This is a genomic window from Sedimentibacter sp. LTW-03, assembly GCF_052059825.1.
GTDB lineage: Bacteria > Bacillota > Clostridia > Tissierellales > Sedimentibacteraceae > Sedimentibacter.
Genome location: NZ_CP197180.1, coordinates 1,536,598 through 1,557,115 on the forward strand (window position 1 = coordinate 1,536,598; position 20,518 = coordinate 1,557,115).

Annotated in this window: 19 protein-coding genes; 2 read left to right on the top strand and 17 right to left on the bottom strand. The window is 36.7% G+C overall.

Annotated elements, in window-relative coordinates:
• Window positions 1–3 precede the first annotated feature (3 nt).
• The 17 genes from lpdA to ACS3UD_RS07830 all read right to left on the bottom strand — a co-directional run bounded on the left by lpdA (window position 4) and on the right by ACS3UD_RS07830 (window position 17,344).
• Window positions 4–1,722 (bottom strand): dihydrolipoyl dehydrogenase, encoded by a 1,719-nt coding sequence (gene lpdA, locus ACS3UD_RS07750; protein WP_308137027.1) that lies wholly within the window; start codon window positions 1,720–1,722, stop codon window positions 4–6.
• Window positions 1,723–1,788: 66 nt separating this feature from the next.
• Window positions 1,789–2,142 carry a carboxymuconolactone decarboxylase family protein gene (locus tag ACS3UD_RS07755; RefSeq protein WP_308137026.1) on the bottom strand — a complete coding sequence of 118 codons (354 nt, stop codon included), beginning with the start codon at window positions 2,140–2,142 and terminating at the stop codon, window positions 1,789–1,791.
• Between the two features lie 220 nt (window positions 2,143–2,362).
• Window positions 2,363–2,800 carry a MarR family winged helix-turn-helix transcriptional regulator gene (locus tag ACS3UD_RS07760; RefSeq protein ID WP_440977751.1) on the bottom strand — a complete coding sequence of 146 codons (438 nt, stop codon included), beginning with the start codon at window positions 2,798–2,800 and terminating at the stop codon, window positions 2,363–2,365.
• A 340-nt stretch (window positions 2,801–3,140) separates the two neighbouring features.
• The gene (locus tag ACS3UD_RS07765; protein WP_308137024.1) at window positions 3,141–4,886 is read right to left on the bottom strand and encodes a peptide ABC transporter substrate-binding protein; all 1,746 of its coding nucleotides are present in this window, start codon (window positions 4,884–4,886) and stop codon (window positions 3,141–3,143) included.
• Between the two features lie 123 nt (window positions 4,887–5,009).
• Window positions 5,010–5,993, bottom strand: coding sequence for an ABC transporter ATP-binding protein (locus ACS3UD_RS07770; RefSeq protein WP_308137023.1), 984 nt, complete (start codon window positions 5,991–5,993; stop codon window positions 5,010–5,012).
• Window positions 5,983–7,014, bottom strand: coding sequence for an ABC transporter ATP-binding protein (locus tag ACS3UD_RS07775; protein WP_308137022.1), 1,032 nt, complete (start codon window positions 7,012–7,014; stop codon window positions 5,983–5,985). Before ACS3UD_RS07775 ends, ACS3UD_RS07770 begins: the two co-directional genes overlap by 11 nt.
• Before the next feature lie 15 nt (window positions 7,015–7,029).
• Window positions 7,030–8,292: an ABC transporter permease gene (locus ACS3UD_RS07780; RefSeq protein ID WP_308137021.1), complete on the bottom strand. Its 1,263-nt coding sequence runs from the start codon at window positions 8,290–8,292 to the stop codon at window positions 7,030–7,032.
• Between the two features lie 13 nt (window positions 8,293–8,305).
• Window positions 8,306–9,223, bottom strand: a complete 918-nt coding sequence (locus ACS3UD_RS07785; protein ID WP_308137020.1) for an ABC transporter permease — start codon at window positions 9,221–9,223, stop codon at window positions 8,306–8,308.
• A 305-nt stretch (window positions 9,224–9,528) separates the two neighbouring features.
• Entirely contained in the window at window positions 9,529–10,965 is a 1,437-nt protein-coding gene (locus tag ACS3UD_RS07790; protein WP_308140103.1) for an aminoacyl-histidine dipeptidase, read from the bottom strand.
• A gap of 79 nt (window positions 10,966–11,044) precedes the next feature.
• Window positions 11,045–11,554 carry a signal peptidase I gene (gene lepB / locus ACS3UD_RS07795; protein ID WP_308137019.1) on the bottom strand — a complete coding sequence of 170 codons (510 nt, stop codon included), beginning with the start codon at window positions 11,552–11,554 and terminating at the stop codon, window positions 11,045–11,047.
• A 22-nt stretch (window positions 11,555–11,576) separates the two neighbouring features.
• Complete coding sequence (locus ACS3UD_RS07800; protein ID WP_308137018.1) at window positions 11,577–12,605, bottom strand: dipeptidase; 1,029 nt, start codon at window positions 12,603–12,605, stop codon at window positions 11,577–11,579.
• Between the two features lie 152 nt (window positions 12,606–12,757).
• Entirely contained in the window at window positions 12,758–13,852 is a 1,095-nt protein-coding gene (locus ACS3UD_RS07805; RefSeq protein WP_308137017.1) for a M24 family metallopeptidase, read from the bottom strand.
• A gap of 189 nt (window positions 13,853–14,041) precedes the next feature.
• Entirely contained in the window at window positions 14,042–15,190 is a 1,149-nt protein-coding gene (locus tag ACS3UD_RS07810) for an NAD(P)/FAD-dependent oxidoreductase (protein WP_308137016.1), read from the bottom strand.
• Window positions 15,180–15,461, bottom strand: coding sequence for a (2Fe-2S)-binding protein (locus ACS3UD_RS07815; protein WP_308137015.1), 282 nt, complete (start codon window positions 15,459–15,461; stop codon window positions 15,180–15,182). The genes ACS3UD_RS07810 and ACS3UD_RS07815 overlap by 11 nt, the downstream gene beginning before the upstream one ends.
• Window positions 15,462–15,950 (bottom strand): 4Fe-4S ferredoxin, encoded by a 489-nt coding sequence (locus ACS3UD_RS07820; RefSeq protein WP_308137014.1) that lies wholly within the window; start codon window positions 15,948–15,950, stop codon window positions 15,462–15,464. It lies immediately after the preceding gene.
• Window positions 15,951–15,962: 12 nt separating this feature from the next.
• Complete coding sequence (locus ACS3UD_RS07825) at window positions 15,963–17,042, bottom strand: NAD(P)/FAD-dependent oxidoreductase (protein WP_308137013.1); 1,080 nt, start codon at window positions 17,040–17,042, stop codon at window positions 15,963–15,965.
• The gene (locus ACS3UD_RS07830; protein ID WP_308137012.1) at window positions 17,039–17,344 is read right to left on the bottom strand and encodes a (2Fe-2S)-binding protein; all 306 of its coding nucleotides are present in this window, start codon (window positions 17,342–17,344) and stop codon (window positions 17,039–17,041) included. The genes ACS3UD_RS07825 and ACS3UD_RS07830 overlap by 4 nt, the downstream gene beginning before the upstream one ends.
• Window positions 17,345–17,672: 328 nt before the next feature.
• On the opposite strand from ACS3UD_RS07830, the gene trkA reads away from it, so the two are divergent.
• Window positions 17,673–19,031 (top strand): Trk system potassium transporter TrkA, encoded by a 1,359-nt coding sequence (gene trkA, locus ACS3UD_RS07835; RefSeq protein WP_308137011.1) that lies wholly within the window; start codon window positions 17,673–17,675, stop codon window positions 19,029–19,031.
• Between the two features lie 15 nt (window positions 19,032–19,046).
• Entirely contained in the window at window positions 19,047–20,504 is a 1,458-nt protein-coding gene (locus ACS3UD_RS07840) for a TrkH family potassium uptake protein (protein WP_308137010.1), read from the top strand.
• Window positions 20,505–20,518 lie beyond the last annotated feature (14 nt).

A 20,518-nucleotide genomic window follows, 5' to 3' on the forward strand; every position in this document is an offset into this window, starting at 1 on the left:
TATTTACTCAGCCAAATGTATTGCCCCTTTTGCTGTAGCTGCTAACATAGCCTCATGTACAGATTCGGCAGTTGTAGGATGAGCATGAACAGTATTAATTACATGTTCAGCGGTTGATTTGTTTTTTATTGCAACTGCAACTTCATGTATAAGATCTGAAGCGTGAGGACCTATTATAGATCCACCCAATATTACGCCTGTATCTTCCTGGGCTATTATTTTTACAAAACCCTTTCTGTCTCCCTGAGTCAGAGCCTTGCCGTTAGCTCCAAATGGGAACTTTCCAATGCTTACGGGTATACCTTGCTCTCTTGCATCTTTTTCTCTAATGCCGACAGAAGCAATTTCAGGGCTCGTAAATATTACGCTTGGTATAGCAGAATAATCAGTTTCTGTATCTTTGCCCATTATGTTCTCAATAGCAACCAAACCCTGATGAGAAGCAACGTGAGCCAATTGTATCACATTAGTAACATCTCCAACAGCGTAAATATTCTCTGCCGTAGTTTGCATCTTACTGTTAACTTTTATTCCTCTTTTATTTCTGCCAACTTCAATTCCCAGCTCTTCCAAATTTATATTACCATAAAATGGCTTTCTTCCAACTGCCATAAGAACTTTGTCACCTGTTATATAACCATTTTTACCTTCTTTATTGAATAATACGATTGACTTGCCTTCTTCGGTATCTATAATTTCTTCAACCTTTGAACCGATATATACCTTTATTCCTTTTTCTACAGCTATCTCTCTGATTTCATCTCTTATATCTTCATCCAATGAAACTAAAATATCATCAGCAAACTCTACCACACTAACATCTACATCTAAAGCATTGCAAATAAATGCAAACTCCATACCTATTACACCGCCACCTACAATAATTATTTTCTCAGGCAGTTGGCTTAAATTCAACATGTCAGTACTAGTCAGTACATTTTTTGACTCCACTCCTTTTATTGGAGGGACAAATGTATCTGAGCCGGTGGCTATTATGATGTTTTTTGTATTAATTGTAATTTCTTTGTTCCTTTCCTTTACAAATACCACATTCTTATTTACTATTTGACCGTCTCCTCTGAATACAGTAACATTATTTTTGGCCATCAGATAATCTATTCCTCCAACCAATTCCTTTACAACTTCATTCTTTCTATCTACTATTTTGGAAAAGTCGTAACTTGGAGAAGAATTAAAAATTCCATATCCTTCAGAGTTTTTAACTATATTGTAAACCTCAGAAGACCTCACCAAAGCTTTTGTTGGTATGCATCCTCTATTGAGACAGGTTCCTCCCAGGCTTTCTTTTTCAATCAATATTACATTAGCGCCTTCCTTAGCACCTTCAATTGCAGCAACATATCCTCCCGGACCGCCGCCGATTATGACTATGTCTCCGTCAATTGTTTCTTTTTGCGGTTTTAAAAAATTAGCCATATAATTAAAACCCTGCTTCTTATCAGTCTGCCCTTTACTTTCGACTTTTTCACCTTCAACAGTATATAGAACATCACCTATTGAAACCTTATCTCCTTGTTTTGCTTTTATTTCTACAATCTTTCCTTCCACATCAGAAGTAATGGTAATGTTCTTTTTTTTAACTTCTACATCGAGGACTTCATCTCCTGCTTTTACAGGGTCTCCATTTGACTTATATATGCTGCCTATCACTCCGGATCTGTCACTACCTGATAATTTTTCCAGTTTTATATCAAATATCACTTTATTCCTCCCGTTAATTTAAAGACTATGCAATGAGACTCCAATCTGCTCATTATCCTTTTTTGCCTATTTAAAATCCTTTTCAAATTCATCAAGAGAATCTTTTAATACTGTTGAACTATATGCCATTGAAGGGCCTCCTCCAAATGCTACAGAAACCATCGCTGCTTCTATAATTTCTTTTCTTGTGGCACCTGCCTGCAGAGCATTGTAAGTGTGGAAAACAATGCAATATTCACAACGATTGTAAACAGCAACTCCTACGCTTATTAATTCTTTTGTTTTTAAATCCAATGCATCAGGCTCGTAAGCCGCTCCCAATAAATTCATAAATGCATCAATCTGAGCTCCGCTGGTATTTGACAGCTCTTCCATTCCTCCTGTAAAATCCTGTAATAATTGTCTTACATCTTTAGCCATTTCTTATCCTCCCAATCATTTTACTTGCTATGCTAACTATTAGTATAGCAAGTAAAATGATTTTTGTCAACATTTTTGGACAAATTTTTAACAACTATTATAATTTTACATATTTTTATATTTAAAAAAGTTGATTCGTTGCCTCAACTTAACTGCAGAGCATCAAATCCTTGTAATTTTCATTATATATATTTACTAGTATAAAAAAAATGCACACATTTTATAATTCACGTGTACATTTTTCATCCATATTCTCTTCCAATATATTATTAACCATCTTTGATAAAACCATTGTAAATATCTTCATATCCTCATCCGATATGTTTTTATGCAACAATCTTTCAAATTTCTCACCTTCCGGAACCAATTTAGCTCTACGCTGCCTTCCTTTTTCGGTAAGTCTTAAATTTATAACTCTTTTATCTTCTTCGCTTCTGACTCTTTCCACTAATCCGTCTCTTTCCATACGATCTAAAAGTCTAGCTACAGATGATTCTTTTACACTCATTCTTTCAGCCAATTCCTTTTGACTTATAAATTCATCTTTTCCTAAATAATACAGAGCAATCCACTGTACTCTGGTTACACCTAAATCTTTCACCCTCTCACTAAAGGCATCACAGATAATTTTACTTGAATTATCTGCTATATATCCCACTCATCTATCTAAATCAAACATTTAAAAACCTCCTTAATTTTGCGGCATGAATATTTTTCATTTTTGTTTCGAAGTCAATTACAATAGTTTTTCCATGGCAAAGTTTTGCGGAAGAATTTTTATAATTATGTTATCTTTGCTCCTTTATTGTGCAACTATAATAACATAAAGCATACTCAAAGTCCAGCAATTCGTTGATTTAAACAATTTTTCACATCATTTATTCTCTTGTTCACCTTATCCTTAGATTCTAAATCTACGGAAAATTTTTGGTGCTTTTAAAGCCCTAAATTTCCATAAAAAAATACGGCAGAAAATCTGCCGTATTTTCGTAACTTTCTTATTTTATAATCTCAGCGTGTCTGAAATCCCATTTATTAGTCATTGTAAGCTCAACACCTTCAACTACAGATTCATCAACTATGTTTGTGAATGTATAGTAGTAAATAGGAGCTATAACATGATTGTTCATAAGAGCATCTTCAGCTATCTTCAATTGCTCATCTCTGTCTTTTCCGCTTGCAAGCATTGAAGCATCAATTGCATTTTCAAATTCTTCCTGCTCTGGGTTCAGCATTTTATCATGAGGTGCCAAAACAGACATTTCTTTGTATCTCCACTGAGGATCATTGTTTCCTGATTTACATGCAAATAAATCAAGCATAGTCATTGGATCACCGTAGTCACCCAACCAGCCGCCTCTGGCCATCATGTAGTTTCCAGCTCTTCTTTCTTCCTGGAATACAGCCCAGTCTTGATTAAGAAGTGTAACATCTACGCCAAGGTTTTGTTTCCACATACCCTGTAATGCTTCAGCAATTTTCTTATTGTTTTCGTTTGTATTGTAAAGGAATGTTACTTCAGATAATCCTTCTCCATTAGGATATCCAGCTTCAGCTAATAATGTCTGAGCTTCTTCTACTAATGCTTTGCTTGGGTCTATACCATACTCAACTGCTGGAAGTCCATTTTCATCCAACGGTCTGATGTCAGTTCCTTCAGAATACTGCATACCGGATGGTATAAATCCTGTTGCAGGAACCTGCCCACCCTTTGTAACCTGTTCAACAAACGCTTTTCTGTCAATAGCAAGTGAGAATGCTTTTCTTACTCTTACATCCTTAAATACATCGTCGTCAACGTTGAAGTTTACATAGTATGTTCCGATGTGAGGAGTAATTTTGAAGTTAGGATCTTCTTTTTGAAGTCTTGGAATCTGTTCTATAGTAATACTGTCAAGAACTTGGATTTCTCCATTTTCATAACCGTTAAGAGCAGTAGTTCCTTCAACTATCATAAGGCCTTTAATTCCAGCAAGTTTAATGCTGTCTGCATCCCAGTACTGGTCGTTCTTAACCATTGTTAAATGATCGCCAGTCTTATATTCAGAAAGCTTGAAAGCTCCGTTTGAAATACAAGTTTCAGGATTCTTTTCCCAACCTTCACCGTTAGCTTCAACTATGTCCTGTCTTACAGGCATGTAAGTATAGAATGAAGTCAAGCTCAGGAAGTAAGATACAGGGAATTTCAGATTAACTTCTAAAGTTGTATCGTCAAGTGCCTTAACTCCCACTTCATCTATTGTACCTTCACCGTTAAAAAATTCTTCTCCACCAACTAAGTAGCTAGTTACAAGGAAAGAATATTCTGATGCTGTTGCGGGATCGCATGCTCTTTTCCAAGCATATTCAAAATCCTTAGCTGTTAACGGTTGTCCGTCTGACCACTTAAGACCTTCTTTTAATTTGAATGTATAAGTTTTACCGTCATTTGTAATTTCCCAACTATCTGCTGCGGCAGCTTCAATACCATCTTTTGTTTCTCTTGTCAAACCTTCAAATAAGTTTTGAATTATGTGTCCACCGTCTGCAGAACTGTTAAGCGTTGGGTCCCAAGTTTGTGAGTCAACTGCTATGTTCCAAACTAAATAATCGTCATTACCTGCTGCTTGTTCAGCCGGCTGTTCTTCTGATGGTGTTTCCTCTGCTGGCTCATCTGTAGGTGCAGGTGCTTCCTGCTTAGCGCAGCCAACTATAGAAAATACCATTGCTAGTACCACTATTAACGCCAGTACTCTCTTTAACATAAAATCCCTCCAAATATCTATGTATTTACAGCCATTTTTTGGCTGCATTTATATTATCACCCTTTTTATGCAATATGTCAAGAGTTATACTTTTAACACATTGCATAAAGGATGAAAACATCATTATTTATTTACCAAATGACATGCTACAAAGTGTTCTTTTTCGACTTCTTTAAGTTCAGGCGACACTTCTTTGCATATATCTGTTGCATACCTGCATCTTGTCCTGAATTTACAGCCTGAAGGCGGATTTACAGGACTCGGAACGTCTCCTTCTAAAACGATTCTTTTTGATGCTTTTGCTATGTCTGGATCAGGTATAGGAATTGAAGACAGCAGAGCCTGAGTATACGGATGAACCGGATTTGCATACAGTTCACTGCTTTTTGCAACCTCCACAAGGCTTCCGAGATACATAACCCCTACCCTGTCTGATATATGTTTAACCATAGACAAATCATGAGCTATAAACAGGTACGTCAATCCTCTTTCTTCCTGCAGATCTTCAAGCATATTTACAACCTGTGCCTGAATAGAAACGTCAAGAGCCGAAATCGGCTCATCACATATTATGAATTCTGGATCAACGGCCAATGATCTGGCAATACCTATACGTTGTCTCTGTCCTCCGGAGAATTCATGAGGGTAACGCGCAGCATGATCCTTATTCAACCCTACTGTATCAAGCAACTCATAAATTTTTTCCTGACGCTCTTTTCCGGAAGCCAGATGATGTATATCCATGGGTTCCCCAATTATATCAGAAACCGTCATCCTGGCATTCAATGATGCATACGGGTCCTGGAAAATCATCTGCATTTTCTTTCTATACGGCATAAGCTGTTCTATGTTTAACTTTGCAATATCCTTTCCGTTATACAGTATTTCTCCTGACGTAGGCTCGTAAAGTCTCAAAATAGTACGTCCAGTAGTTGATTTACCGCAACCGGACTCACCAACCAGCCCCAGTGTTTCTCCATTTTTTATATAAAAAGATACGTCATCAACCGCTTTCGTTATTTCAAGTTTTTTTTGTATAAATCCTTTATTTTTTATAAAATATTTTTTCAAGTTTTTAACTTCAATCAATATTTCCTTATTTTCCAATTCTTACTCCTCCCTTCAATCGTTCATACTCTTCATTTCTGGGAGCTTCAGGGTGGAGTAACCAGCACATTGATTCGTGCTGCCCATCTGCTGTTTTAAAATACGGAGGCTGCTCCTGGTTGCATATGCGCATAGCATACTCACATCTTGCATAAAACGGACATCCTGTAGGAGGATGCAATAAATCAGGAGGAGTACCTGCTATTGGAATTAGCCTTTGTTTTTCATCGGAAGCTACTTTTGGTATTGATTTTAGCAATCCCATAGTATACGGATGCCTCGGTTCATAATAAATATTTTTTATGCTCCCTTTTTCCATTATGAGACCGCCGTACATAACAACTACTCTTGAGCAAACATCAGCAACAACTCCAAGATCATGAGTTATAAGCATTGTTGATGTGTCAAGCTTAGAATTCAGTGTTTTCATCAAATCAAGTATCTGTGCCTGAATCGTAACGTCAAGAGCCGTAGTAGGCTCATCTGCAATTAGCAATTCAGGTTCGCAAGACAGAGCTATTGCTATCATAGCTCTTTGTCTCATACCTCCCGAAAACTCATGAGGATAGTTCTTTATTCTCTTTTCAGGGTCCGGTATATTAACAAGCTTCAGCATTTCCAAAGCTTTTTCATTTGCATCTTTTTTCGATAATTTCTGATGCTTCATAATCGCTTCGGTAATTTGATTTCCTATTGTATAAACAGGATTCAATGATGTCATAGGGTCTTGAAATATCATTGCAATCTCATTTCCTCTGATGCCCATCATTTCTCTGTTTGATTTTTTTACTATATCAGCTCCATTGAACAGTATCTCTCCGCCTACAATTTTACCTGGATATAACAATAGTCTCATAATAGATAAAGAGGTAACGCTTTTACCGCTTCCTGACTCACCTACTATACCTAAGGATTCTCCTTTTTCAACATCAAAGCTTATGCCTCTTATAGCCTTTACTTCGCCTAAGTGAGTGAAAAATGATGTCCTTAAGTCTTTAACTTCTAATAATTTTTCTGACATTTTTTACACCTCACTTTACTTTCTTTGTTTTGGGTCAAGAGCATCTCTTAAACCGTCGCTAAATAAATTAAACGCCAATATTGTTATTGATATTGCAAAAGCCGGCAAGAACAATTGGTACGGATATGTCATGTATGTCAGCAATGCATCATTACACAGTGAACCCCAAGACGCCTGAGGAGCTGAAACTCCTAAACCTACGAAACTTAAAAAAGCTTCAGTAAATATGGCGTTCGGTATCTGCATGGTTACAGAAACCATTATCGGCCCCATCATATTAGGAATCAGGTGCCTTAACATTATTCTGTTTGTTGATGCGCCCAAAGACTGTGCTGCCAATACAAATTCCTGTTCCTTAAGTCCAAGAACCTGTCCTCTTACAAGTCTAGCCATACTTAGCCAGTAGGTTATACTCAGTGTAACAATTATAGGTGTCATACCACTTCCCATTATAACCATCAGGAGTATAACATATAAAAGTGTAGGTATGGCGTTTATTACGTCAACGACACGCATCATTAGATTGTCTGTTCTTCCTCCGATATATCCTGATATACCTCCGTACAGAACCCCTATGATGAAATTAACAAATGCAGCGACAAAACCTACTATGAATGATATCCTGCCTCCGTGAAGTATTCTTATGAACATATCTCTTCCGAGATTGTCTGTGCCAAATATATACGTCTTGTTGTGAACCGTATCAACAGGCTTTATTTCTGTGCCTTCAACAGTAAGCTCAACTCTTTTCGCATTGTCGAGGTTGAATTTTGCTTCAGTCAAGTCTATCGTAGGATCTTTTCTTGCTTTCTTTTCCAAGCTGTTATATTCAACTTTGGCATTAAAGTACGGACTGTAATCGACAATTACCTCTTTACCGCTAAAATCATAAATATACCTTTTATTCTGCACGTCATCCTTAACAAGTGGATGTTTCTGAAGAAGTTCTCCATCCTTTGTGATGTCCAAAAGATAATATTCGCCGTTCATATAGAAATAATTTCCGTCCACTTCATATATGTCAAGCATAATGCCTATATTTGAAAAGTCCAAAACCTGATCTTCGTAAGTTATTGGATAAAACATCGGCACAAAAGCACATGCCAAAATCATAATAGCAACAATAACCAGTGAAATCATTGCAACTTTATTTTGTTTTAATCTTCTTGCCGCATCCTGCCAAAATGTAAGACTTTGTCTGGATACACCTTCCGCATCCTTTTCTGATTTCTCCAAAGGCGTCCACATATCAGGAGACATTTTAAAATTGTTTTCCATCTATAAGTTCCTCCTAATCATACTTAATACGCGGATCTATGAAAACATAAAGAATATCCACTATTAAAGTCGCAATTACTATAAATATACCAAAAAACACTGTGATACCCATAATTAAAGTATAGTCTCTGTTCATAATACTTGTTGTAAACAGCGAACCTATTCCTGCGATACCAAATACTTTTTCAACTACAAATGATCCAGTAATAAGACCTGCTATCATTGGCCCAAGATAGCTTACAACCGGGATAAGCGCATTTCTTAAAGCATGTTTTACAATTACAACGCCTTCGGATAATCCTTTTGCCCTTGCAGTTCTTATGTAGTCCTGCTGCAGAACATCAAGAACCGAAGTCCTTGTAAGTCTTGTTACATACGCAAGCGAAAACATACCTATACAAAGAACAGGACCGATATAATGCTTCCATGTACCGGCACCGAAGGAAGGCACCCAGCCCAACTTCCTGTTAAATATATAAATGAACATTGTAGCAAAAACGAAACTCGGTATAGTTGCTCCCAATGTTGAAACTACCATCATTATTCTGTCAGGAATCTTATTTTGTTTAAGTGCCGATATTATCCCGAAAGATATGCCCGCCACTATTATAAATAACGATGACCATGCTCCGATTTTCAGCGAATATGGGAACCCATCACCAATTATTTGATTTGTTGTTAAACCTATTTTCTTGAATGAGACACCGAAATCTCCGTGTGCATAATTTTTTAAATAAGTAAAATATTGCTCAATTATAGGTCTGTCCAACCCGTATTTTGCTTTGATTGCTGCTTCGACCTCCGGCTGCAAAGCCTTTCCTGATGAAAACGGGTCACCTGGAATGCTGTTCATTAAAATGAATGTCAAAGTCAAAATAAACCATATAGTAATAAATGCTGAAATAATTCTTTTTACTATATATTTTACCACTTTTCTTTCTCCTCTCTTAGCTAAATGTGTAGGTTATTATAACATAGAAACTAATACATTTCAATATATTTATTTTTATACCACTAGCGTTTATTTATGTAACGAAATCGTTTTTTTCAATGATGTTAACGAATTCAATTTGCTGGTATTTTTAGTTAATTGCATATAGTAAAAATTGAATTTGATGAATTTATATTCAAATTTAACCATAGAAAGTTGAAAAGCAAGCATTCTCTATACATTCAAAACAATATTTTTGTAGTTAATATAAAGACAATGCTTGCTTACGTAAAACAAGTATTGGTTTATTTAATTTTTTCTAGAATTTTTAAGAGCAAATTATAGACATTTTCAGTAGACTTAATGCTTACATGTTCATTGGGAGAATGTGCGTCGTATGCATCTGGGCCCATTGAAATTGCATCCAAATTATGTATTTTACCCATCAGCAGACCACACTCCAGACCTGCATGAATAGCTTCCACAACAGGTTCTTTACCAAAAATATCGCGATAGGCTTCTGTGCAAATGTCCCTTATTTTAGATTCCTTGGCATATTCCCATCCCGGATAACACCCTCCGATCACGCATTCAATATCTAAAGCCTCTCCAATCTGCTTCATTACATATTCCACGTTATTTGTTATTAGTGATTTTACTGAACTTCTTACCTGATTGTTCAATATTATGGATTTATCATTCTGTGTTATAACTCCAAGGTTATTTGAGCTTATTACCAAATCTATTACAGTGCTTTTGGACAAAACGCCGCTAGGTATTAAATTGATGGCGCTTACAACTTTTTTAAATATATCTTTTTCTAAAGGATGTTCTTCTGAATCAGATTTTTCCAATAGAATCTCTATTTGCTTATCAGTAAATGAATATTCGTTTCTTAAGATTTCATTCCAACAATTTACTTTTTCTTGTACTTGCTCAATATTGCTTGAAGCGATAAACGCATGTGCCTCTCTAGGTATGGCATTTCCCTTTGAACCTCCGTTTATGCTTATTAAATCAACAATATCATATAAATCATAGAGAATTCTTCCCAGAATTTTATTGGCATTTCCTCTTTCTTTATCAATATCCGAACCTGAATGACCTCCCTGAAGCCCTTTAACGATAAGCTTATATGCTTGCATTTTAGTTTTCTGTTGAATGACAGGTATTTTAAAATCTACACCGCATCCGCCTGCACATCCGCAGGTAAAAACGCCCTCTTCCTCGCTGTCAAGATTTAACAAATACTTGCTATTAAACAAACTGGCATCTACATTTTCCGCACCGCTCATTCCTTTTTCTTCATCAACGGTTATCAAAACTTCCAATGCTGGATGCTTAATATCATCCGAATCAAGTATAGATAGCGCATATGCAACAGCAATTCCGTTATCTGCACCCAAAGTTGTTTCCGTGCCATAAATATTTCCGTCAATAACTCTTAATTTTATAGGATCTTTTTCAAAGTCATGTTCAATGCCTTCATTTTTTTCGCAAACCATATCCATATGCCCCTGAAGCATAACAACTGGTGCATTTTCATACCCTTTTGAGGCAGGTTTTTTTATTATGATATTTAAATAATCATCCTGAACAACATCCCAGTTCTTGGACTTTGCCAAGTTATACAAGTAGTCCGAAATTTGTTTTTCATTTCCGGATCCTCTTGGAATTTTCGATATTTCCTCAAAATAGTAAAATACCTTTTCTGGTTTTAATCCATCTAGTACTCTTTTCATCATACTCCTCCACTTTATTTATTAATAAGAATCAAACTTAATAAACGTTCAATATTCAAATATTAGTTAATTTTTAGATTTATTCAACTTTACCTATTCTGGTAAAGGGGAAAAATCTAAATTTAACATCTCCTATTATTTTGCTCCCGTCTATATATGGATTTTCCCAATAACGTGCATCATATGAAATAGGTCTGTTATCTCCAAAAAACAGGTAAGAATTCTCCGGAACTTTAAATACTTTTTCTTCGCCTTCGGCTTTAGTAACATAAGGTTCATCTAATTTTTCTCCGTTGATAAACACACTGCCGTCTTCCTTAACCTCGACTGTCTCCCCTGGGAGCCCTATCAATCTTTTAACCAATCTTTTTTCATCAAGCTCATCCGATTTGAACACTAATATATCTCCCCGCTCCGCATCTTTTATATCAAACAATTCATTAACATAAAGTCTGTCTCCGGGCATAATTGTACCCACCATAGAGCCCGTTGGCACGGTAACCAATATGAATACAAATTTGTTCAAAAATATTACTATTACCAGAGCTATTACAACAGGTACAACCCATTCTTTAATAAAATACTTCATTCTCTCATCCATTCCTTTTCAATTATTGAAGCATATCATTAAATATTCTATAGAAATTTCCGCCTATAATTAATTTCACATCTTCTTCTGACATACCTCTTCTTAAAAGCTCTTCAGTTATTAATACAGCCTCCGCATGGGAATTCAGGCTGTCATTATTATACGGTTCAAATTTAAACTTCAATTCGCTTTCATAGTAACCATTGCACAAATCGAATCCAAATCCAACATGTTTTGCCCCAACAAGGTTAACCATGTGCTCAATATGGTCGGCCAACTTTTTAACAGGGTTTTCTCCATCCTTAACTCCTGCAATATTTTTGTATGCGTTTATCCCTATTACGCCGCCTCTTTCACCTATAATTTTAATTTGTTCGTCTGTTAAATTTCGCATCCTTCCATGAATGTTTCTTGAATTTGAATGGGAAGCTATAAATGGCTTCTCAGTAAATTTTAAAACATCATAAAATCCTTCGTCGTTTAAGTGGCTTACGTCAATCAACATATTCATTTCATCCATCTCTTTCACAGCGTTTACTCCAAATTTTGTAAGCCCGCCTCTTTGCCCTTCTTCAACTGGATTAAAACTGCAACCATCAGCCGCGTAGTTCCTTCTGCTCCATACAAGACCGGCTGCGCGTACACCAAGTTCATAAAATATTTTTAAAAGCCCAATATCATTCCCTATTGGATCTAAGCCCTCAAAAGACAGCATTATTCCTATTTTATTTTCTTTTATTACATCTTCCATCTGTTTTTTTGTCTTTATAAGAATAACCTCTCCCTTTAACGTCTCTATATCTTCCATCAGCGCTCTTATTTGACCTAACGCAACTCTCAATCCCATTTCCGGCAAAAATATATCATCTATGAACAAAGAAGATACAATAATATTGAATCCCCCTTTTTTGAAATTGCTTAAATATTTATTTTTAATTACTTCTTTCTCACCCGCAAGGTACCTGTTGTATATTTCGCCTGCAAGATCAAGATGAGTGTCGACAACCACATTGCTTTTATGCAGTTGTAAAGCAGCTTCCTTAAAATCCATTTTGCTCTCCTTTGATTATAATATATTTAATTATAATTAATACATCAATATTTTACAAGTGTTTGTTAACTTAGAATTCAAATGAAGGGCATAAAATTAATAATGAGAATCTGCAGCATATGCAAATCCTCATTATAATTGTTATTTCTTTATTATTTCTTAATTATTTGAATTTCCTTTGTCGCTTTGTTCAGCACTTCATTGCCGTTCTCGGTAACAGCCACAATATTTTCTATGCGCATACCAAACTTTCCTGCTATATAGATTCCCGGCTCTATGCTGAAAACCATTCCTTTTTCAAGCTTTCTCTTGTTACTTGCCTTAATATCCGGCGCTTCGTGCACTGAATATCCTATACCGTGTCCCAGTCTGGTGAAGAAATTATTACTATATCCGGATTTTTCGATAACTTCTCTTGCCGCCTTGTCTACATCCGGTATATATGCTCCTTCAACAGCAGACTTTTCACCTGCTTCCTGAGACGCCAGTACAATTTCATATACTTTTCTTTCTTCCTCTGTAATATCTCCTACGAATACAGTTCTTGACATATCAGCACACATATTTTTATACTTGCATCCCCAGTCAAGAATTATAACGTCTTTTTCCTGAATTACCCTCTGGTCAGAATTGTAGTGAGGATATGACGAATTAGGCCCTGAACAAACCATTGTAAATCCTTCATCTGCACCTTTTTCCTTAAATATTTCGTTCATTTTTCTTGCAATATCAGCTTCTTTTATTCCAGGTCTAATATATTTTAAAAGTTCTTCATATGATTCATCTGTAATTCGTGCAGCCATTCTGAGGTTCTCAAGCTCTTCATCATTCTTAATCATTCTCATTTCTTCCAGCAGCGGCTTTCCGTTTACAAATTTGACATCCATCGCATCCATTATCTGGAGAACTAAAAATGCCCTTTCAGTAGAGTTTACTCCGATAACTTTTCCTATAAGGTCGTTTTCTTCAAATGCTTTTTTGACTGTGTCCGTAAATATATCTCCGTCAAACCATCCATAAACTTTTATATTCGGACCCAAGACAGCCTGAACCTCGTCAACCGTTAGCAGGTTGCATATGTAAAAATATGTTCCGTCTTTTTTAATAACTAATGCTTGAAATCTTTCGCAAAGATGTGTGTTATGCCCCATTATGAATTCCATTTCTTCCGAAGGTGCAATTAGAATGGCATCCATATTATTTTTCTGCAAAATATTCACAAGCTTATCCAAATACTTTTTCCTCATTTTTCACCTCTCATAGTAGTTGCGAACGATTACCTATTTAAAAAACATATGCTGAATGAAATTGTCCGCCTATATTTTATTATAAAGCCAAACATAACAAAAATCAAATCATTTTAATATCAATTAGTCGTTCTAACTAGTTAGAAACAACGCAAATGACTGCAGGTGCTCCTTTAACTGCAATACAATCTAAACAACAGAAGGTTCAAGTATAAGGTTTCCAGTCCTAAACCTATCAAGGTTAAGCATGCTCACGTCCACTGTCGGCTTTTCACCCAATATCATTTCAGACATGGCTACCCCTGTTATAGGCCCAAACATGAAGCCATGTCCGCTAAAACCTACAGCGAGATAAAAACCTTCCACATTTTCTGCTTTGTCATAAATAGGCTGCTTATCAGGCGTCATGTTATATAATCCCGCCCACTGCCTCACTACTCTTAATTTGGAAATCGGAGGCAATACAGCATCAATAGTCTTTGCCATCTCCTCTGCAAAATGCCAGCTTGAAGTAATTCTTAAATCTCTTGGCTCGCTATTATCACCTCTACCCATTATAAATGACCCTTCAGGCGACTGCTGCACATAAAGATTAAGCCCAAATGACATTACCATTGGTTCCTGCATAGGTTCAACAGGTTCAGTAACCAATATCTGATGTCTTTCAGAATATACTGGTATACCTAGTCCGATCATATCACAAATACTTTTTGAATATGCATTGGTTGCATTAACAACAATATTTGTGTGTATAACCCCTTTGTTTGTTTCTACACCTGTAACTCTACCTTTTTCTTTTATTATGCCTGTTACTTCGGTAAAGGTGTTAAATTTCACACCTAACCTTTTAGCTGCCCTGTAAAATGCGTCTGTGGTCTTAAATGGATTCAAGAATCCATCCTTGCTGCAATAAGCAGCGCCTTTAAGCATGTCTGTATTTAAGTACGGAACTATTTTTTTTGCTTCCTCCGGCGTAAGAAGGCTTGATGGTATACCGCACTCATGCTGAACTACAATATTTTTTTTAAACTGCTCTATTTCCTTTTCATTATCTGCTATCAGCAAATATCCGCTTTGTTTGAACTCAACATCTCTGTCGTATTCAAGAATTTCATTAGCATGTTCGTAAAATTCAATGCTTTTTTTGGCAATTTTGCAGTTCATCTCTGTTCCCCACTGCATTCTAACGCCTGCACCGCACCTACCAGTAGAGCCGCTGCATATATAGTTTTTCTCCAGCACAACAATATTTTTAACGCCTTTTTTTGCCAGGTTATAGGCAGTAGAACATCCTGATATGCCGCCACCTATAATTACCACCTCTGCACTATTCTTCATTTCTTCTTCCCTCCTCTGCTATAAGTCCCAGCTTAACTCCCACTGCCGGAGGTCTTGTCGTCTGGAATTTTACATCCTTAATGTTTTGCCCGGTTGCATTGGCTATTTCTCTCATTACAAGCTGACCGCAGGTTTTTCCCTGACACGGGCCCATACCGATACGAGTAATTCTTTTTATTTCATCATATGTCACATAGCCATCATTTATAAGATCTCTGACCTGCTTTAATGTAACATCCGAACATCTGCAAATTATAGTATTTTCGTCCATCTATGCCTCCACCTGAATATTTCTTAATTCATAAATATATTTTCTGTCAGCTTCTATGGTTATTACCGGAGTCCTATCAAAAGATTTTGGGTTTAAAACATTAACAACCGTTACATCCGCAACATATTTCCCTTCTCTGTCCAAACCTCTTACAATATCGCCCCTTTCAGGAAGCGGAAGAAACTCATAAGGAATCTTTATTTGTACGTTTTCTTCAGATTTAGAACCGTCCACAACCATTATAGCAAGCCCAGGACATTTGCTTAAGCATACAGCACAGCCTGTGCAATTATCAATATTCAAAACCGGAATGTTATTTATGTCATCACCTACATTGATTCCATTAAATTTACATGCTGTTTCACACGGATTGCACGGAATCTCTTTGTAGCATTCAACAACCGCAACCGGTCCTTTATTTATTCTTTCTATTGAAGGGAATTTGCCCGTAACCATTTCTTTACTTGGTATTCCTGTTTTTTCGAACATCACAACCTCCTGTTATATAACTATTTGTTCAATTCCTGATAATATGTGTCTGCTCACGGGACCTGAGCGCAGATCATTTAACTGTTTAACATAATCACTTTTTCTTTCGTCAAAATCATCAGGTGTGCATCCAATTTTTGAAGCTGCGCACAAACCTGCCAGATAACCTTCAACCATGGCTGCGCTGGCTTCTTCCACACCTGTTGCATCTCCTGCGGCAAACACATATTCAACAGTTGTTTCATAGTTTTCATCTCTTATAGGCACAAACCCGCTCAGCTGAGGAACATACTTCATCTGACATCCTCTCATAGAAAGCAGCTCATTTAGCGGTGTTAACCCTACGGATATGCAAATTACATCAACATCAAATTCTTTTTCAGTTCCAGCAATCGGCCGAAATTTTTCATCAACCTGGCTTACTATAGCTTTTTCCACAAAGTCTTTTCCAATAGCTTCTTTAACTGTATGCGACGTAAGTATCGGAACACCCATTCTTCTTATTTTAGAAGCATGAACAAGGTACCCTCCTATTCGCGGTGCTGCATCAAGAATTGCTGCTACCTCAACCCCGGCCTGAATAAGCTGATAACTCACAATCAGACCTATGTTGCCTGCCCCAACCATCAGCACTTTATCCCCGGGTTTTACGCCGTGAACATTCATGAGCGTCTGCACTGCACCTGCTCCGTAAATTCCCGGCAAATCATTGTTAGGGAAAGCCAAAGCTTTTTCAAAAGCACCCGTTGAAACTACAACTGCTTTAGGTTTAATTTTATAATACACATCCTCCTTGTGAAGAACCGATATCACCCCGTCTTCATACATCCCCACAACTGTGGTCTCCGTCAGAATTTCGACGTTATTAAAACAACCTAATTTATTTAATAACATTCCGGCAATGTCAATACCTCTGTCAGAAGCATACTGTTTCTCAGAACCGAAGAACATATGTGTCTGTTTTACAAGCTGGCCTCCAAGTACTTTGTTTCTTTCAATAACTAATACTCTTGCTCCGCTTTCAGCAGCGCTTATTGCGGCACACAATCCTGCAGGCCCTCCGCCTATTACAACCAAATCTGCCTCTCTCATATTATCTCTCCTTTGCCTTCCTGTGTTTCAACCACCATTCCTTCCTCAAGATCCGTAACGCAGGTTTTTACGTTTGCCACCCCGTTTACCTTCATTAAACAAGACGAGCAATTTCCTATTGCACAGTAAAATCCCCTCGGCCTGTGCATAAACAGACTTTTACCCAAAACTTTAACTCCTGCCGCATGCAAAGCTGCAGCTATTGTTTCTCCTTCATAACCCTCAATCTTCTCACCATTAAATGTAAATGAAATTTTCTTATTCCTGCGGAACTCAAGGATTGGATGTTTTTCAATTCTCATTTATTTTCTCCTCTCAAAAATTATGCCATAAAAGCGTCTATGTTTTTCACTTATGTTTTTGCAATAACTATGCCAAACGTTATCATTGATTGCTAAAGCCTGGTTCCAACAAAATTTAACATAGTAAGTGCGTAATTCTTTCAAAGTTTACGTCAAATATCTGACGCTTCGTCCGTTTTATGACGCAAGGTGTTTATATCTGTTATACTTATTACTTTAACGTTAAAAAATGCGAATTATCTTGCAAAATCTCAATTTTATGATATAATACATAGTATTTTACTAAACAAATTAACTTAATATTTAGCCTGTAATGTTCGGAGGAAATATGAAAATTATTATTGTCGGAGGCGGAAAGGTCGGATATACGTTAGCCCAACAGCTGACTACCGAGGAACACGATGTCATACTAATTGATAACAACCCAGTAGTTTTGAACCACGCTGATGAAACATTGGACATAATGTGCATCAGGGGTAACGGCGCAAGTGCTGAAATTTTAAAGGAAGCAAATATAAATGGAGCTGATTTGCTCATTGCCGTAACCGACGGTGATGAATTAAATATGATATGCTGCGTTATAGGGAAAAAACTAGGTGCAAAACATACCGTTGCACGTATAAGAAACACAGATTATTCCAATGAATACAAAATGCTTAAGCAGGAGCTTGAGCTTGATATGGTTATTAATCCGGAAATGGATGCTGCAGATGAATTAGCAAGGATGGTTCAATTCCCATCGGCGACCAATGTGGAAACTTTTGCAAACAACATGCTGGAAATGGTTGAGTTCCGTGTGCTTGAAACAGATCCAATAATAAATATAAAACTTATGGATCTTACTAAAAAGCTCCCATCAAAGGTGTTGTTCTGCGCAGTCAGAACAAACAATGAAATTATAATTCCAAATGGTAACTATACATTCAATTTGAACGATACAGTCTATGTTATCGGAGAAAGAGGAGATATTTCTAAATTTTTCAGTTTTTTAGGAAGAAGCTCACACAAAGCGAAAAACGTTACAATAATTGGTGGAAGCAGAATAGCAATATATTTGACATGGCTTTTGAATGAACTTGGAATGCATACAAAAATTATTGAAATAAATAAGGGCAGATGTGTTCTGCTAAGCGAAATGCTTAACAATGCTTTAATAATCTGCGGCGATGGTACGGATCAAGAGGTTTTGGATAATGAAAACATACAAACTGCAGATGCAATGATTTCATTAACCGATATGGACGAAGAAAATTTAATTTCATCTTTGTACGCACACCAATGCGGAGTTCCAAAGGTTATATTAAAAATTAACCGTCACAATTACATTCCAATAGTTAAAAGACTTGGCTTGGACAGCATAATAAGCCCTAAGCTGACAACAGCGAACAACATTTTAAGGTATGTAAGAGCCTTGGACAACTCTCAGGGCATAGCTGTTGAAAAGTTGTACAAGATATTGGATGACCAGGCGGAGGTTGCTGAATTCACAGCTAAAAATTCACCTGAGTTAAACGATATCAAACTTAAGGATCTTAATTTAAAGAAAGATATATTAATTGCAGCGATTGTACGAAACAAGAAAATAATCATCCCATACGGTGATGACTGCATCAAACAAGGTGATAAGGTAATCGTTGTAACTAAAACAGGATTTATAAGTGATTTAAGTGAAATTTTAGAAAATTAATGAGAGGTATTCAGAGTGAATATTAAAATTGTACTAAAAATAGTGGGTACAGTGTTATTTTGGGAATCCATTCTGATGATGCCCTCCCTGATAATCTCGGCTGTTGATGGCAGCTACGAGGTAAAAGCTTTTATTATAGCAATATTATTATGTGGTATCTTCGGATTATTATTTAAAAATATTAAAACTAACGAAAATGAAATGAGAAAAAGAGAAGGCTATGCATCAGTTGCATTGTGTTGGCTTGTAATGTCCTTAGCCGGTGCACTTCCGTTTTATATAAGCGGTTCCATACCTTCATACATAGATGCTTTATTTGAAACTGCGTCCGGGTTTACAACAACCGGTTCAAGCATATTAACAGATATTGAGGGTATGCCCCGCGGACTTCTTTTTTGGAGAAGCTTCACACACTGGATAGGTGGTATGGGCGTGCTTGTATTTACAATGGCTCTGGCTCCATTATTAGGAGCACGTTCAGTTTTTTTAATGAGAGCAGAAAGCCCTGGACCAACATTTGGTAAGCTCGTGCCTAAGCTTTCAAACTCGTCGAAAATACTTTACATCATTTACGCCAGCATGACTGCAGCCATGGTTATACTTCTTATTATGGCAGGAATGCCAGCTTTTGATTCTTTTATTCACGCCTTTGGTACTGCAGGAACAGGTGGATTTTCAAATAAGGCGCTGAGCATTGGAGCCTACAACAGCATATTGATAAATTGGATTATTATATTCGGAATGTTTTCGTTCGGTGTTAATTTTGCCCTTTATTACTTGTTTTTGACTAGCGGTAGCTTTAAAAACATATTTAAAGTATTTAAAAACGAAGAATTTCGCTTATATGCATCCTATGTTTTAATATCAATATTTCTTGTATTTTTGAATGTTCTTCATGATTTTGATTACGATATAATTAAAGCCTTGACACATTCAGCCTTTGCCGTTTCCACAGTCGTTTCAACTACAGGGTATGTTACGGCAGATTTCAATTTATGGCCTATGTTTTCAAAAGCGATTCTTGTAACCTTGATGCTTTTTGGCGCTTGTGCCGGCTCAACTGGAGGCGGAATGAAGTCAATACGAATTTTGGTACTTTTTAAGACATTGATTCATGAAATAAAGCACACGATTCATCCTAATTCAGTTCAGACAATACGAATTGACGGGAAACCAGTCGATGACGACACCATAAAAAGCATTTTGATATTTTTCTTTGCATATATAATCATAATAATTTTTGCGGTACTTATTGTATCGTTGGATAATTTTGATTTCCAGACATCACTTACAGCAGTAATTGCCACAATAAGCAACATTGGACCTGGATTGGGGGCCGTAGGGCCAGTGGGAAACTTTGCTGATTTTTCAAACATCAGCAAAATAGTTTTTACTATGTGCATGATAGTTGGAAGATTGGAGATTCTCCCGGTATTGGTTTTATTTTCTCCATCTATCTGGAAAAAACATTGAGCATAAATAAAATA

Bases quoted from the DNA above. Each gene is read 5' to 3' on its own strand.
- ACS3UD_RS07780 (WP_308137021.1), bottom strand. From the start codon at position 8,292: ATGGAAAACAATTTTAAAATGTCTCCTGATATGTGGACGCCTTTGGAG.
- ACS3UD_RS07820 (WP_308137014.1), bottom strand. From the start codon at position 15,950: ATGTTCGAAAAAACAGGAATACCAAGTAAAGAAATGGTTACGGGCAAA.
- ACS3UD_RS07805 (WP_308137017.1), bottom strand. From the start codon at position 13,852: ATGAGGAAAAAGTATTTGGATAAGCTTGTGAATATTTTGCAGAAAAAT.
- ACS3UD_RS07755 (WP_308137026.1), bottom strand. From the start codon at position 2,142: ATGGCTAAAGATGTAAGACAATTATTACAGGATTTTACAGGAGGAATG.
- ACS3UD_RS07815 (WP_308137015.1), bottom strand. From the start codon at position 15,461: ATGGACGAAAATACTATAATTTGCAGATGTTCGGATGTTACATTAAAG.
- lepB (WP_308137019.1), bottom strand. From the start codon at position 11,554: ATGAAGTATTTTATTAAAGAATGGGTTGTACCTGTTGTAATAGCTCTG.
- ACS3UD_RS07810 (WP_308137016.1), bottom strand. From the start codon at position 15,190: ATGAAGAATAGTGCAGAGGTGGTAATTATAGGTGGCGGCATATCAGGA.
- ACS3UD_RS07830 (WP_308137012.1), bottom strand. From the start codon at position 17,344: ATGAGAATTGAAAAACATCCAATCCTTGAGTTCCGCAGGAATAAGAAA.
- ACS3UD_RS07800 (WP_308137018.1), bottom strand. From the start codon at position 12,605: ATGGATTTTAAGGAAGCTGCTTTACAACTGCATAAAAGCAATGTGGTT.
- ACS3UD_RS07825 (WP_308137013.1), bottom strand. From the start codon at position 17,042: ATGAGAGAGGCAGATTTGGTTGTAATAGGCGGAGGGCCTGCAGGATTG.
- ACS3UD_RS07790 (WP_308140103.1), bottom strand. From the start codon at position 10,965: ATGAAAAGAGTACTAGATGGATTAAAACCAGAAAAGGTATTTTACTAT.
- ACS3UD_RS07765 (WP_308137024.1), bottom strand. From the start codon at position 4,886: ATGTTAAAGAGAGTACTGGCGTTAATAGTGGTACTAGCAATGGTATTT.
- trkA (WP_308137011.1), top strand. From the start codon at position 17,673: ATGAAAATTATTATTGTCGGAGGCGGAAAGGTCGGATATACGTTAGCC.
- ACS3UD_RS07775 (WP_308137022.1), bottom strand. From the start codon at position 7,014: ATGTCAGAAAAATTATTAGAAGTTAAAGACTTAAGGACATCATTTTTC.